This is a genomic window from Amycolatopsis sp. lyj-90 (assembly GCF_046549035.1).
Classification (GTDB): domain Bacteria; phylum Actinomycetota; class Actinomycetes; order Mycobacteriales; family Pseudonocardiaceae; genus Amycolatopsis.
In genome coordinates, this window is sequence record NZ_JAJPWP010000014.1 from 90,181 (window position 1) to 102,620 (window position 12,440).

Annotated in this window: 12 protein-coding genes; 3 read left to right on the top strand and 9 right to left on the bottom strand. The window is 70.4% G+C overall.

The window, feature by feature from the left end; genetic code table 11:
* The first annotated feature begins 44 nt into the window (after positions 1–44).
* Both ACLJPX_RS39595 and ACLJPX_RS39600 read left to right on the top strand, forming a co-directional pair.
* A complete protein-coding gene (locus ACLJPX_RS39595) occupies positions 45–1,052 on the top strand; it encodes a stage II sporulation protein M (protein ID WP_410605381.1) in 1,008 nt (335 codons plus the stop codon).
* 17 nt (positions 1,053–1,069) lie between these two features.
* Positions 1,070–2,143, top strand: coding sequence for a hypothetical protein (locus ACLJPX_RS39600; protein WP_410605382.1), 1,074 nt, complete (start codon positions 1,070–1,072; stop codon positions 2,141–2,143).
* A gap of 75 nt (positions 2,144–2,218) precedes the next feature.
* Here ACLJPX_RS39600 and ACLJPX_RS39605 read toward each other — a convergent pair whose 3' ends face one another.
* The 7 genes from ACLJPX_RS39605 to ACLJPX_RS39635 form a co-directional block, all read right to left on the bottom strand.
* The gene (locus ACLJPX_RS39605) at positions 2,219–3,013 is read right to left on the bottom strand and encodes a hypothetical protein (protein WP_410605383.1); all 795 of its coding nucleotides are present in this window, start codon (positions 3,011–3,013) and stop codon (positions 2,219–2,221) included.
* A 68-nt stretch (positions 3,014–3,081) separates the two neighbouring features.
* Complete coding sequence (locus ACLJPX_RS39610) at positions 3,082–3,828, bottom strand: maleylpyruvate isomerase family mycothiol-dependent enzyme (RefSeq protein WP_410605384.1); 747 nt, start codon at positions 3,826–3,828, stop codon at positions 3,082–3,084.
* A gap of 58 nt (positions 3,829–3,886) precedes the next feature.
* Entirely contained in the window at positions 3,887–5,173 is a 1,287-nt protein-coding gene (locus ACLJPX_RS39615) for a DUF58 domain-containing protein (protein ID WP_410605385.1), read from the bottom strand.
* Complete coding sequence (locus ACLJPX_RS39620) at positions 5,173–6,162, bottom strand: AAA family ATPase (RefSeq protein WP_410605386.1); 990 nt, start codon at positions 6,160–6,162, stop codon at positions 5,173–5,175. The genes ACLJPX_RS39615 and ACLJPX_RS39620 overlap by 1 nt, the downstream gene beginning before the upstream one ends.
* Positions 6,159–7,283: a DUF4350 domain-containing protein gene (locus ACLJPX_RS39625; protein WP_410605387.1), complete on the bottom strand. Its 1,125-nt coding sequence runs from the start codon at positions 7,281–7,283 to the stop codon at positions 6,159–6,161. Before ACLJPX_RS39625 ends, ACLJPX_RS39620 begins: the two co-directional genes overlap by 4 nt.
* Positions 7,280–7,921 (bottom strand): DUF4129 domain-containing protein, encoded by a 642-nt coding sequence (locus tag ACLJPX_RS39630; RefSeq protein ID WP_410605388.1) that lies wholly within the window; start codon positions 7,919–7,921, stop codon positions 7,280–7,282. Before ACLJPX_RS39630 ends, ACLJPX_RS39625 begins: the two co-directional genes overlap by 4 nt.
* Complete coding sequence (locus ACLJPX_RS39635; RefSeq protein WP_410605389.1) at positions 7,915–9,018, bottom strand: hypothetical protein; 1,104 nt, start codon at positions 9,016–9,018, stop codon at positions 7,915–7,917. The genes ACLJPX_RS39630 and ACLJPX_RS39635 overlap by 7 nt, the downstream gene beginning before the upstream one ends.
* Before the next feature lie 217 nt (positions 9,019–9,235).
* On the opposite strand from ACLJPX_RS39635, the gene ACLJPX_RS39640 reads away from it, so the two are divergent.
* On the top strand, positions 9,236–10,321 hold the full coding sequence (locus tag ACLJPX_RS39640; RefSeq protein WP_410605390.1) for a neutral zinc metallopeptidase: 1,086 nt from the start codon (positions 9,236–9,238) through the stop codon (positions 10,319–10,321).
* Between the two features lie 427 nt (positions 10,322–10,748).
* On the opposite strand, the gene ACLJPX_RS39645 is transcribed toward ACLJPX_RS39640, so the two are convergent.
* Both ACLJPX_RS39645 and ACLJPX_RS39650 read right to left on the bottom strand, forming a co-directional pair.
* A complete protein-coding gene (locus ACLJPX_RS39645) occupies positions 10,749–11,156 on the bottom strand; it encodes a hypothetical protein (RefSeq protein ID WP_410605527.1) in 408 nt (135 codons plus the stop codon).
* Between the two features lie 135 nt (positions 11,157–11,291).
* Positions 11,292–12,368: a potassium channel family protein gene (locus ACLJPX_RS39650; protein WP_410605391.1), complete on the bottom strand. Its 1,077-nt coding sequence runs from the start codon at positions 12,366–12,368 to the stop codon at positions 11,292–11,294.
* Positions 12,369–12,440: the final 72 nt, after the last annotated feature.

Sequence of the window (12,440 nt, forward strand, 5' to 3'; positions counted from 1 at the left end):
GAATAGGCTGGGCGACCAAAGACGATCGCCGGGAGGGCTCCGAGTTGGACGTGGACGTGTTCGTCGCCGCGCACCAGGCCGAATGGAACCGGCTGCGTGACCTCGTCGGCCGCGCCGGGAAACTCAGCGGCCCGGACGCCGACGAGCTGGTGACGCTGTACCAGCGCGTCGCGACGCATCTTTCGATCATCCGCTCGGTCGCGCCCGATCCCGTGCTCGTCGCGCATCTGTCCGGCCTGGTCGCGAAGGCCCGGTCGGCCGTCACCGGTTCGCACAGCCCCGCGTGGCGCGAGGTCGGGCTGTTCTTCACCCAGCGCTTCCCCGCCGCGCTGTACCTGAGCAGGCGCTGGTGGCTGGCGTCGGCCGCGGCGTCGATCGCGGTGATGGCGATCGCGGCGGTGTGGATCGCCGGCGACCCGCAGGTGCTCGCCTCGCTGGCCTCGCCAGAGGAGTTCAAGGACCTGACCGCGCCGGGCGGCAAGTACGAGACGTACTACTCGTCCGATCCGGCGGGTTCGTTCGCCGCGCGAGTCTGGACCAACAACGCGTGGGTGGCCGCGACCTGCCTGTTCCTCGGCGTCGTGCTGGGTGTCCCGGTGATCTACGCGCTCTGGGTGAACTCGCTGAATCTCGCGATCGGCGCCGCGCTGATGTCGTCGGCCGGACGGCTCGACGTGTTCTTCGGCCTGATCCTGCCGCACGGCCTGCTGGAGCTGACCGCGGTCTTCGTCGCGGCCGGGACGGGGCTGAAGCTCGGCTGGACGGTCATCGACCCGGGACGCCGCTCCCGGACGGCGGCGCTCGGCGAACAGGGCCGCTCGGTCGTGGTGATGGCGCTGGGGCTGACCGCGGTGCTGCTGGTCTCCGGCGTGATCGAGGGTTTCGTGACGCCGTCGGGCCTGCCGACCTGGGCGAGGATCGGAATCGGAGTAATCGCCGAGGTCGCGTTCCTACTCTACGTGTTCGTTGTGGGGCGCCGGGCCGCGAAAGCGGGCGAAGTGGGTGATGTCGACTGGCGATACGCTGGAGATTCTCGACCGGAAGCGGGCTGACCTGGTTAGCTCCTCCCATGGGGAGAAAACGTTTACGCGTATTCGCGATAGTCGTCCTGTCCATTCTCGCCTCGACGCTCCTCGTCGGCGCGTCCCAGGCCCGAACGGCGGCCGCGCCCGCGGGCAAAACGAACTGGGTGGTGAGCGTCGGCGGATTCCGCACCGACGCCGACCGCAACTACGTCCGGCTCGGCTATCTCGTCTTCAACCCGGCCGACAACACCGTCGCGCACAACTTCTGGACCTGGAACCAGGCGGACTTCCCCGCCCCGGTCAACAGCGGCGACGTCTACTACTGCGGCGAATGGACCGGGGGAACCAATCCCCGCAACAACTGTCCGATCAAGACGGCGCCCGGGTTCACCGGTGAGCCGAACGGCCACTTCACCGGCACCTACACCGAGAACTCCGGGCAGGTGGGCATCACCTGGACCAGCAGCACCGTCGACGGCACCACCTCCCCGGTGAACCTCGAGGAGACCTGGGCGGCTTCGGAGACGCGGCCGGGCCTCGGCCGGATGCAGCTGGTCAGCGACAGCTACTCGATCACCAGCGGGATCGCCTACGGCAGCAACGCCTCCCTCGCGCAGACCAGCAAGGCGCCGATGAGCACGGTCCGCGCGACCCAGCGGTCGTACCTGCTCGAAGGGCAGGCGGTGAACCGCCGCGCGATCACCAACTGGACCCGCGGCGGCAGCGGCGCCCTCGGCGTCGGTCCGGCGTGGAACAAGTGTGACGACAGCTCGTGCCTCGGCTACGTGCAGTACAACTCCGGCTGCGACCCGTCCTCCTGCTGCCCGGCCGGCCCCGGCCACGCGGCGTGCGCGCAGAAGATCATCGACACCGGCGACAGGCGGTTCTACTACCTGAGCGACGCCTTCGGCGGACGGCGCAACAGCTACGAGTTCTGGTGCGAATGCCTGTCCTACAACGGTTGCTACCTCGGCAACAGCCACGTCCGCCCGCTGCTCCAGGTGATCGACGACGCGGGCGCGTTCCAGGGCTGGGTCGGCGCCGAGGTCAGCCCCGACCGGAGCGGCACGCGAGACCCCGCAGGCGAGTACTACTCCAGTTTCGCTTTGGTCGCGTAGAGCTGAAGGGGCCTTTCCCCGCATGCGATGCGGGGAAAGCGCCCTTCGCCGCGTGAGATGCGGGGAAGGGCCCCTTCAGCAGCTGCAGCTGCCCTCGAAAGCGATGCTGTTCCCGTCCTCCAGGCTCGCGCTGCCCGCGAACCGGATCTCGAACTCGCCGGGTTCGGTCAGGACGATCTTCGGGCTCGTCGCCGAACCGTCGGCGCCGGTCTTCGCCGTCGCGGTCTCGGCGCCGCCTTCGAAGACCAGCACGTTCTTCGGCCGCGCCGCGCGCACGAAGAAGTTCACCGGCACGTCGGCCGCGGGCTGGCCGTTCTCCCCGATCACGCGCACCACGAACGGCTGCCCCGGCGTCTTCGTGGACAGCCGTTGCCCGTTGCCGGAGAGGATCGCGAGCGTCCGCACCCCGGCGGCCCAGGCGTTGGACAGCCCGGAAAGCGAGCAGACCTCCTGGTAGAGCCGTGCCCCGGCGGTCGGCGACTCGGCCGTCAGGCAGCGCGCGGTCGCGACGTTCGCCAGCAGCACCAGCCCGGGCAGCCCGGCGTTGCGGCGCCACTGCTGGTAGCGGTCCTTTCCGTCGCACGCCACGAGTTTGACGCCGATCCCGTCCACCGGGCTGATCGCCGACAGGCACTGTCCACTCGCGACGTGTTTGTACGAAAGCGCCGCCTTGTCGTACACCCACAGCGCACCGGCGGCCTTCGCGTCGGCGAGGGCGGGCTTGCCGTCGGCCGCGGCCAAGGACACGTTCCCGCCCCCGTCGGCGAGGTAGACCGGGGTCCCGGCGGGTTGCGCCGACGCGGGCGAAACGAGCAGCGCCATCGGGAGCAGCACGAAGAACAGCACGACCTTGCGCAAGCCGGACCCCAATCCTGTCGGTCTCCCTCCGACCTAACCGCCCGGGGCACCCGCCGCCAACCGGCACCACCCCATCGGGTTCAGCCGAACCGCACGTGGGTCTGCCACGACTCGAACCAGGCAAGATCACCGACGACGTCTTCGGCGTCTTTGCGTTGGTAGAGCACCAGCAGCAGATCCGCCGGCGCTCCGCGGACGGTCACCGCCGCCCCGCGCCGGTCCCGCTCCCAAGCGACCGCGGAGCCGCCGAGATCGACGAACCACACGTGCTCTCCCGCCTCGAAGCCCACCGATCGGCCGTCACCGAGGATCTCCCGCTTCTCCGGCCGGAACTCGAAATGCTCCGGCAGCGCCTCGAGTTCCATCCACTCGTCGATGGCGTCGAGCACGACCTCGGGCCCGGCCTGGAAGCCGAGTCCCGCGGCGAGGGTCGCGTCCGCGCGGTGGACCAGCGTCTCGTGCGTGAACCGGCGCGCGTAGAACGACGCCGTCCGGTAGTGGAACGGCACCCAGACCTCGGCGTCCGGCCCCGCTTCCCGCAGCGCCGACGCCAGCAGCGAAGCACCTTCCACCAGCCAAGCCCCGGGCAGCGGACCGGAATCGTCGCCGTCCACCTGGCGCACCTGATCGTCGGGCACCGGCGCCGTCGCCCGGGTCCGGACGATCTCCGCCGCCCACCGGTGCCCACCGCCGAGATGACGCACCAGCGCGCCCAACGTCCAACCGGGACAGGACGGCACGGGCGTGGTCAGCTCGGCGTCCGCCAGTTCGGTCGCGAGCAGTTCGGCCTGGGTGACGATCTCCGCGCAGTGCCGGTCGAAATCCATCTGTTCCTCCTGGTGATCGGTTCACCAGGGAGTCGGAGCCGGTTCGCGGCCCTCGACATCACAGCCGTCCGGCCGCCTTGAGCGCGAGATACCGATCGGCCAGCCGCGGCGGCAAGTCCTCCGGCACGGCGTCGACGACCTCGACCCCGTGCCGCGCCAGCCGCGCGGTGACCTGGCGCCGTTCGGCCAGCACCCGCTCGGCCGCGGCCGCGTCGTAGACGGCTTCCGCGTCGCCGCGGCCCGCCGCCATCTCGGCGACCCGGGGATCGGCCACCGAAGCGATCATGAGCTGATGCCGCGAGGTCAGTTTCGACAGGATCGGGAACAGGCCTTCTTCCAGCGGCGCCGCGTCCAGCCCGGTCAGCAGGACGACCAGCGCGCGCCGCCTGGTCCGCCGCAGCACCTCCGCGACCATTCCCCGCGCGTCGGTCTCGATCAGCGACGGTTCGAGCGGCGCCATCGCGTTCACCAACGCGGGCAACAGATCCGTCGATCCCTGGACAGCCGCGCGGACCTGACGGTCGTAGGCGAGGAGGTCGACGCGATCGCCCGCCCGCGCGGCGAGCACGGCCAGCAGCAGGGCCGCGTCCATCGCCGCGTCGAGCCGCGGCGCGTCGCCGACCCGGCCCGCCGAAACGCGGCCGGTGTCGAGGACCAGCACCACGTGCCGGTCGCGTTCGGGGCGCCAGGTCCGCACCATCACGTCGGACGCGCGGGCCGAGGCCCGCCAGTCGATCGACCGGACGTCGTCGCCGATCACGTACTCGCGCAGGGAGTCGAATTCCGTGCCCTGGCCGCGGATCAGCACCGCGTTGCGGCCGTCGAGCTGCTGCAGCCGCGCCAGCCGCGACGGCAGATGCTTGCGGCTGTGGAACGGCGGCAGCACCCGCACGGTCCACGGCACCTCGTGCGAACCCTGCCGTGCCGCGAGGCCCAGCGGCCCGGTCGACCGGACGGTGACCCTGGCCGCCCGGCGGTCGCCGCGCCGGGTCGGCAGGAGCGGAGTGGTCACGACGCGGCGTTCGCCGGCGGGCAGGGAAAAACGGTGCCGGTCGTCCGCGCCCGCGCTGGGCGGCCAGGCGTCCCGGAGCCGGGCTCGCACCGCGCGGCCGCCGGGATTGGCCACGGTCAGCGTGACCTCGCACGCCTCCCCCAGCCGCACGGACGTCGCGCCGGACCGCGCGAAATGCAGCTTCCGCACGCTCCCGGCGAGCAAGAGATCCAGTACCACCAAAAGGAACAGGACCGCCGCGGCCAGCCCGATCCCGGCCCACGACGGCAGCAGGAGACCGACCACCGGCGCCGCGAGGAGCGCCAGGAGCCCGAGCCGCCCGGTGACGGCCATCAGCGTGGAACGGGCACGGACGCGAGGACGCGGTCCAGCACACCGTCCGCGGTCGCGCCTTCGAGTTCGGCTTCGGGACGCAGATCGAGCCGGTGCCGCAAAGACGGCCGTGCCAAGGCTTTGACGTCGTCCGGGGTGGCGTAGTCGCGGCCAGCGAGCCACGCCCACGCCCGCGTCGCGGCCAACAGGGCCGTCGCTCCGCGCGGGGAAACGCCGAGGCGCACGGACGGCAGCGACCGCGTCGCCCGGCAGACGTCGACGATGTAGGCGAGCACCTCGGGGCGCACGGTGACCCCGGCGACCGCACGCCTCGCCGCGTCGAGTTCGGCGGCCCCGGCGACCGGTTTGATCCCGGCCGCGGCCAGGTTGCGCGGGTCGAAACCCTGCGCGTGCCGGGAAAGGATGCCGAATTCGTCCTCACGGGACGGTGTCGGCATGGTCAGCTTCAGCAGGAACCGGTCCAGCTGCGCCTCGGGCAACGGGTACGTGCCCTCGTATTCGACCGGGTTCTGCGTCGCGATGACGATGAACGGATCGGGCAGCGGCCGCGTCTTGCCGTCGCTGGAGACCTGACGCTCCTCCATCGCTTCGAGCAGCGAAGACTGCGTCTTCGGTGGGGTGCGGTTGATCTCGTCCGCCAGCAACAGGTTCGTGAAGACCGGGCCCTCGCGGAAGGAGAACTCGCCGCTGTGCGCGTCGTAGACGATGGAGCCGGTGATGTCGCCCGGCATGAGGTCCGGGGTGAACTGCACCCGGGTCGTCTCCAGGTCCAGCGCCGCGGCCAGTGCCCGCACCAGCAACGTCTTCGCCACGCCCGGAACGCCTTCGAGCAGTACGTGTCCCCGGCACAGCAACGCGATGATGAGCCCGGTGACGGCCGCGTCGTTGCCCACCACGGCCTTTCCGACCTCGGCACGCAGGGCGATCAGCGCCGCCCGCGCTTCGGCCGCGGCGTCCCCTGTGTCCACATCGGACTGTTCGGTACTCAAGACCGCTCCACCTCTCGTTCCACGACATCGAGTCCGTCCGCCAGCCGCACCAGCGCGGCGTCGTCGGCGGGCGGGTCCCCGTACAGCAGCGCGCCGATCTCGGCCGGTACCCGGCCGGTCCGCACGGCGACGGATTCCACCAGTGCCGCGGGTTCGGCGTCGCGGGTGAGCCCCAGCAACGGCCGAAGCCGCGCGCGGGCCGCCTCACGCAGGGTTTCCCCGGCGTGCGCGGCGGCCTTCGCCTTGCGATACAACCGCGCCCGTCCCTCGGTGGCCTCGGCCGCGCGCACCACGACCGGGATCGGCTCGGTCACCACCGGCCCCAGCCGCCTGGAGCGCCACAACGCCAGCAGCACCACCGCGACCCCGGCCTGCAGCGCCGCGTACGACCAGCCCGCCGGGATCAGTTCGGACAGCGGCTTCTTCTCGTTCTCCAGGAAGGGATCGGCCGGTGTCGGCAGGTACCAGACGAGCCGATCGTGCTTCCCGAGCAGCCGCATCGCCAAGGCCGCGTTGCCCTCGTTCGCCAGCCACTCGTTGGTCAGCGGCGCGGGGGCGCCGAGGACGCTCACCGTCCCTTGTGGACCGGGCACTTCCAGGTACGAACCGCCGTAGCATTCCACCGCCCTCGGCTGCGTGGCCGAATACTTCAGGCCGCCCATCGTCGCGCTCCCCGCCGCGACGGGGTCCTTCGCCTGGCAATCGGGCTCGCGGGTCTCGGTTTCGAGCTCGCCCGCCACCCGCACGCCGGGAAGGACTTCGTCGACCGTGCCGGGACTCGGCTGCACCAGGACGACATCCGAAGCGATGCGCCTGAGTTCGGTGAACGTGCGCTTGGGGACGTAGGAGGGCCGGGTGATCAGGACGGTCGCCTTCCCCGCGACGTCGTCCGCCTCGGCCGCAGTGCGCACCGTGATGATCTCGACGCCTTCGCGTTCCAGCAGGGTCACCAGCGCGCGGCTGCCGCCGGGCTCGTACGAATCCGGCTCGAGCGCGCCAGTGGTCTGCTCGCCTTGGAACAGGACGAGCAGCGTCCCGGTGAGCACGAGCAGGAGGACGACCGCGAGCGGGAGCCGCACCCCGCGCCAGATCCGGCGGGCGTCGGGCGAAACCGAGGTCATCCGGCCACCAGCGCGACGGGCCGGGTACGACGGCAGCGTTCGTCCAATTCGGACAGTGAGCGGTAGCCCGCCTCGGTGGCCGGGATCCCTCCGTAGTGGACGTCGTCGAACAACCGGGCACCGGCGCGCAGCGGAACGGCGACGTCCGGGAGCATCCGTCCGGCTTCGTCGGCGGCCTCGTCGGCCGTCCGGCCCGACTTCTCGTCCAGCAGCGCCCGTTCCTCCAAGGACCGCACCACGGCACGGAACATCTCACGGACGGCGTCGTCGAAGTCGCCCCTCGACGCGGCCTCCCCCGCCGCCCTGCGATGTTCGCCGGACGCCTTGCGCTGCCCGGCGAACACGGCCCGGCCGCCCTTGGCCGACGTCGCCAGCGGGCCGGACCGCAGCCGGATCACCACGACCAGCACGATCAGGACGACGACGAGCAGCACCACGGCGAAGATCCCGCCGGGCACGGCGGTGTCGACGGCGTCGAGGAAGCCCAGCAGCTTTTCGAGCACCCAGCTGAACGCCTCGGACAGCCAACTCGGTTTCGCGTTCTGATACGCCTGGCCCGAGAGCTCCTCGGCCGCGCGCAGCCGGGCGGTGTCCCGGTCGATGTCGACCGGGACGTCGGTGAGGAAGCGCGTCACCATGCCTGAGGCGGGGGCGGCGGCGTGATCCCGGCGGCGCGGGCCAGTTCGATGTCCATGCCTTCGCGGCGCATCCGCTGGTCGATGTAGAGGATCACGGTCACCAGCGCGGTGAACGGGCCGACGATCGTCTGCGAGATCACCGTGCCCACCGACTGCAGGATCAGGTCACCGGTCGACGGGACGTACATCTCGTTCAGGTTGCCGAAGATCGACATGAAGGCGCCGAAGCTGAACGGCAGCGTGATGATCGACGCCAGGAACGACGCGATCACGGTGGCCAGCAGCAGGATCCCGAAGACCCGCCAGAACATGCCCGAGACCAGCTTCACCGACCGGCGGAACGACTCCATCACCGTGCCGCGTTCGAGGATGAACGCCGGGCTGGCCAGCGCCCAGAAGGTGTAGGGGATGATCGCGGGCAGGAGGCAGAAGATCGCGGCGACCATGATCGCCAGCGTGTAGAGCACGGTCAGCCCGAGCAGCGGCAGCAGCCTGGGCGTCGCCTCCTTCAGCGCCTCCTTGAAGGTGACCGGCTTGCCCAGCACGGCCTTGCCCATCAGGACGGTCAGGAAGCCGGTGAGCAGCGTCGTCCCGAGCAGGGTCGCGATGAGGCCGATGAACGAGGTCGCCAGTGTCCCGCCGAGCAGGCCGAGCATCTGGTTCAGCAGTTCCTGATCGGTGGCCGCCGGGCCGAGATCGCGGACCTGCTCGAGGTCGCTGGTGGTGTCGATCAGCAGCAGCCCGACCAGGTTGATGGCCGCGGTGAGCACGGCGGTGATCGCCGCGGCACCGAAGACCATCCGCCAGTACTTGCGCATGGCCGTGACCGCGCCGTCGAGGATGTCGGTCAGGTTCAGCGGGCGCAGCGGGATGACCCCGGGCCTGCCGAGGCCGACCTTCCAGTCCGGAACCTGCTGCTGCGGCGGCGGCTGATAGGACGGCAGCGGAGGCGGCGGCGTGGCCCCGGACGGGGACTGCCACTGCTGCTCCGGCGCCGATGGCGGCCGCACTTCACCCTGCGGCGGCGTCGGTGCGTCCGCCTGCGGCTTCGGCGTCTCGGTACCTTCCGGCCCGGACGGTCCGCCGGTCTCCGTCATGCGACAGCCCCTTACCCGTTTCGCGTTGCTTACGCACACTCTTCCAGAGGGTCCGACACCCAGCCAGAGCTGGGGTGACGACACTGATGGGTGACCACTCGCCTCACGCCGGATACCCTCTGCAGCCGAGCTGTGGGAGGAGAAGCCGTTAGCTCGTTATGCTGAACATCGGGCCGGGCACCCCCGGTCCGCCCCTAGAACCACCGGGACCGACTTGATGACGCAACCGCCCCACGGCCAGTGGCCGCCACGCGGCGCCGTCCAGCCACCGCCGGTGCACGGCCCACCCCCAGCCCAGTGGCACGGTGCGCCGCACCAGTTCCCGCCGCCGCCTCCGCGCCGGTCGACGGGTGCGATCGTCGGTATCTGCCTCGGCGCGGTCGCCGTGCTGGTCCTCGGCCTGGTCGCGATCGTTTCACTCAATCGTGACGACAAGGATCCCGTCGCGAACGCGGGCTATTCGACCCTCCCGAACCCGACTTCCCCGGCGGCCCTGCCGCCGAGCGGGTCGTCGTCACCCTCGTCCTCGTCGAACCCGTTCCCGTCGTCGCCGACCAGGGCGCCGTCGTCGTCGAGCGGGCCGCAGAAGATCCTCAAGCTCGGCGACCACCCGATCCTCCAGGATCCCAACGCCGGCCTGCAGAACCGCGTCTGCGCGCTGCCGCAGTGGCAGAGCAGCCAGCAGGCCGCCGAGGCCTTCTTCACCGCCGCGGGCAAATGCCTCGACAACGCCTGGGGCCCGTTCCTCGAGGCCTACCGCCTGCCGTTCACCCCGCCCGCCCTGCACTTCCCGACCGGTGCCAGCTTCGAAACCGAATGCGGCACGATCCAGGTGGGCATCGCGACGGCGGCGTACTACTGCGAGAACAACCTCTACGTGCCGTTCCGGGGTCTGCAGACCGACCAGTACGGCAACAACCCCGGCGTCTACCTCGCCCTTTTCGCGCACGAGTACGGGCATCACGTGCAGGAGGTCGCCGGGCTGATGGACGCGGCCTGGCAGAAGATCTACGAAGCCGGTCAGAACAGCCCGTCCGGGCTGGAGATGTCACGGCGCAAGGAACTGCAGGCGCAGTGCTTCTCCGGGATGTTCCTCGGCGCGCACGTCGACCAGGGCGGCACGGTCAGCCGGGACATGTACAACAAGGCCTGGAACGACCAGGAGACCCGGGGCGACAACACCTCGCGCAGCCAGGACCACGGGACGAACGCGCACTACGCGTCCTGGTGGCGGGCGGGCGCGAGCAACAACCGGGTCGCCGACTGCAACACCTTTTCGGCCCCGGCGAGCGCCGTTTCCTAGCCACTCAAGTACGTGAAGGCCCCCTTCATTGCGTTAGGCGCAGTGAAGGGGGCCTTCACGTACTTGGTGCGGTGGGCGCCGCTCGCCGACGGATACGGGACCGTGGGCGATTCCGGCTTGCCCGGTCCGGCTGGTCACCACCCTCGTGAGTGGTAAGGGCGGTTCTAACCGCCCTTACCACTCACGAGGCTCGACCCACCACGCCACCGCCGCCCTGGCTCGCCCCCGCAGTACATGAAGGCCCCCTTCCTTGCGCCCAGGTACAGGAAGGGGGCCTTCATGTACTCGGGAAGGGGTGAAGGGGTCCTTCACTACCTTCAGGGTAGGCAAGGAGGCCTTCACGGACCTGCAACCAACTCCAGCCACAACCAGCAGGTACCTAAGACCGCTTTGGCTCTAACCGCCCTTGCCACTCACGAGGCTCGTGTCAGGCCGTCGCCAGCCGACGCGGCCCTCGCAGGACGAGGAAGACGTACATCCCGCCGGCGAAGCAGCTGAACACCAGCAAGGCCAGCCCGAGCGGCCGCCGCGCGTCGCTGGCTCCCGCCGCCGCGTCGGCCGCGTGCACCGAGACCGCGTCCCCCGAAGCACCGGCGGGGACGACGACCTCGAGCCGCTCCCCCTTGCCGTGCCCGCAGCCGTTGAGCGAAGCCTCCATCGGCTTGCCGCCGAATTCGAACTTGACGGTCTCGGTCGCGCCGCCGTTCGCACAGGGCGCGGGCTGGACGACCTCGGCCTGCACGGTCGTGCCCTGGGCGTCGCTCGTGATGCCGAACAGCCCCGGCCCGGCGAACCAGGCCAGGAAGATCACCAGCAGGCCGGCACCGGCCGCCACGGCCAGGGAGTTCCACCCCGGGGTGAGCCCTCTGGCGGGGTCCGATCGGTTGCGCACGTTCGCCATGCTCCCAGAACCTCGTGGCAAAACACAGCGAGCCCGCTCGTCCGGGACGGTGACACCAAAGCTCCCCTGCTACCGCTCGATCGTCTCCGCCGCGGTCACCTTCCGGATGTAGAGCAGCTTGTCGCCCGGCTCGATCGCGTCCGCCTGCGGCGCGTCCACGCGGTACAGGACGCCGTCACGGACGACACCGAGCACGATGTCCGGCAGATGCCGCGGCGATCCGCCCTCTTCGGACGGTTCCACCGGGCGTTCGGCGATCGCGAGACCGGACTCGGGGGTGAGCAGGTCCTCGACCATGTCGACCACCAGCGGCGTCGACGTCGCCATGCCGAGCAGGCGTCCGGCGGTCTCGCTCGACACCACGACCTGGTTCGCGCCCGACTGCTTGAGCAGGTGGACGTTCTCCGCCTCCCGCACCGACGCCACGATGTGCGACTTCGGCGCCAGCTCGCGCGCGGTCAGCGTGACCAGCACCGCGGTGTCGTCCCGGTTCGGGGCGACGACGACGGCCTTGGCCCGCTGCACGCCGGCGACCCGCAGGACGTCGGCGCGGGTGGCGGAACCGTGCACGGTCACCAGGCCGAGCGAGGTCGCCGCCTCCAGCGCCTGCTGGTCGGTGTCGACGACGACGATGTGGTCGGGTTCGACGCTCTCGTCCCCGAGCAGGGCGTTGACCGCAGACCGGCCCTTCGTGCCGAATCCCACGACGACCGTGTGGTCACGCACCTTGGTCCTCCACTTTTGGATCTTGAAAGCCTGGCGAGAGCGCTCGGTGAGCACTTCGAGTGTGGTACCGACCAGGACGATGAGGAACAGCACCCGCAGCGGGGTGATCACCAGGACGTTCACCAGCCGCGCGGACGACGTCGCCGGGGCGATGTCGCCGTAACCGGTGGTCGACAGCGACACGGTCGCGTAATAGAGGCTGTCGAGGAAGCTGAGGCCGTCGCCGTTGGCGTCGCGGTAGCCGTCCCTGTCGAGGTAGACGATCAGGACGGTCGCGAGCAGGGCGAGCATCGCGCCGATGATCCGTTTGAGGATCGACCGCAGCGGGCTGACCGTCAGTTCCGGCATCCGGATGACGCCGACGAGCTCGTGGTCCGGGCGATCGCTCAGCCTGACCGGGAAACGCTTGAGAACCCTCATGCACAGGCTCCGGCCTGGTCCGCGTAACTCACGGTCGGGAGGATAGCCGACGAACCTTGCGTTCAGCTCGGT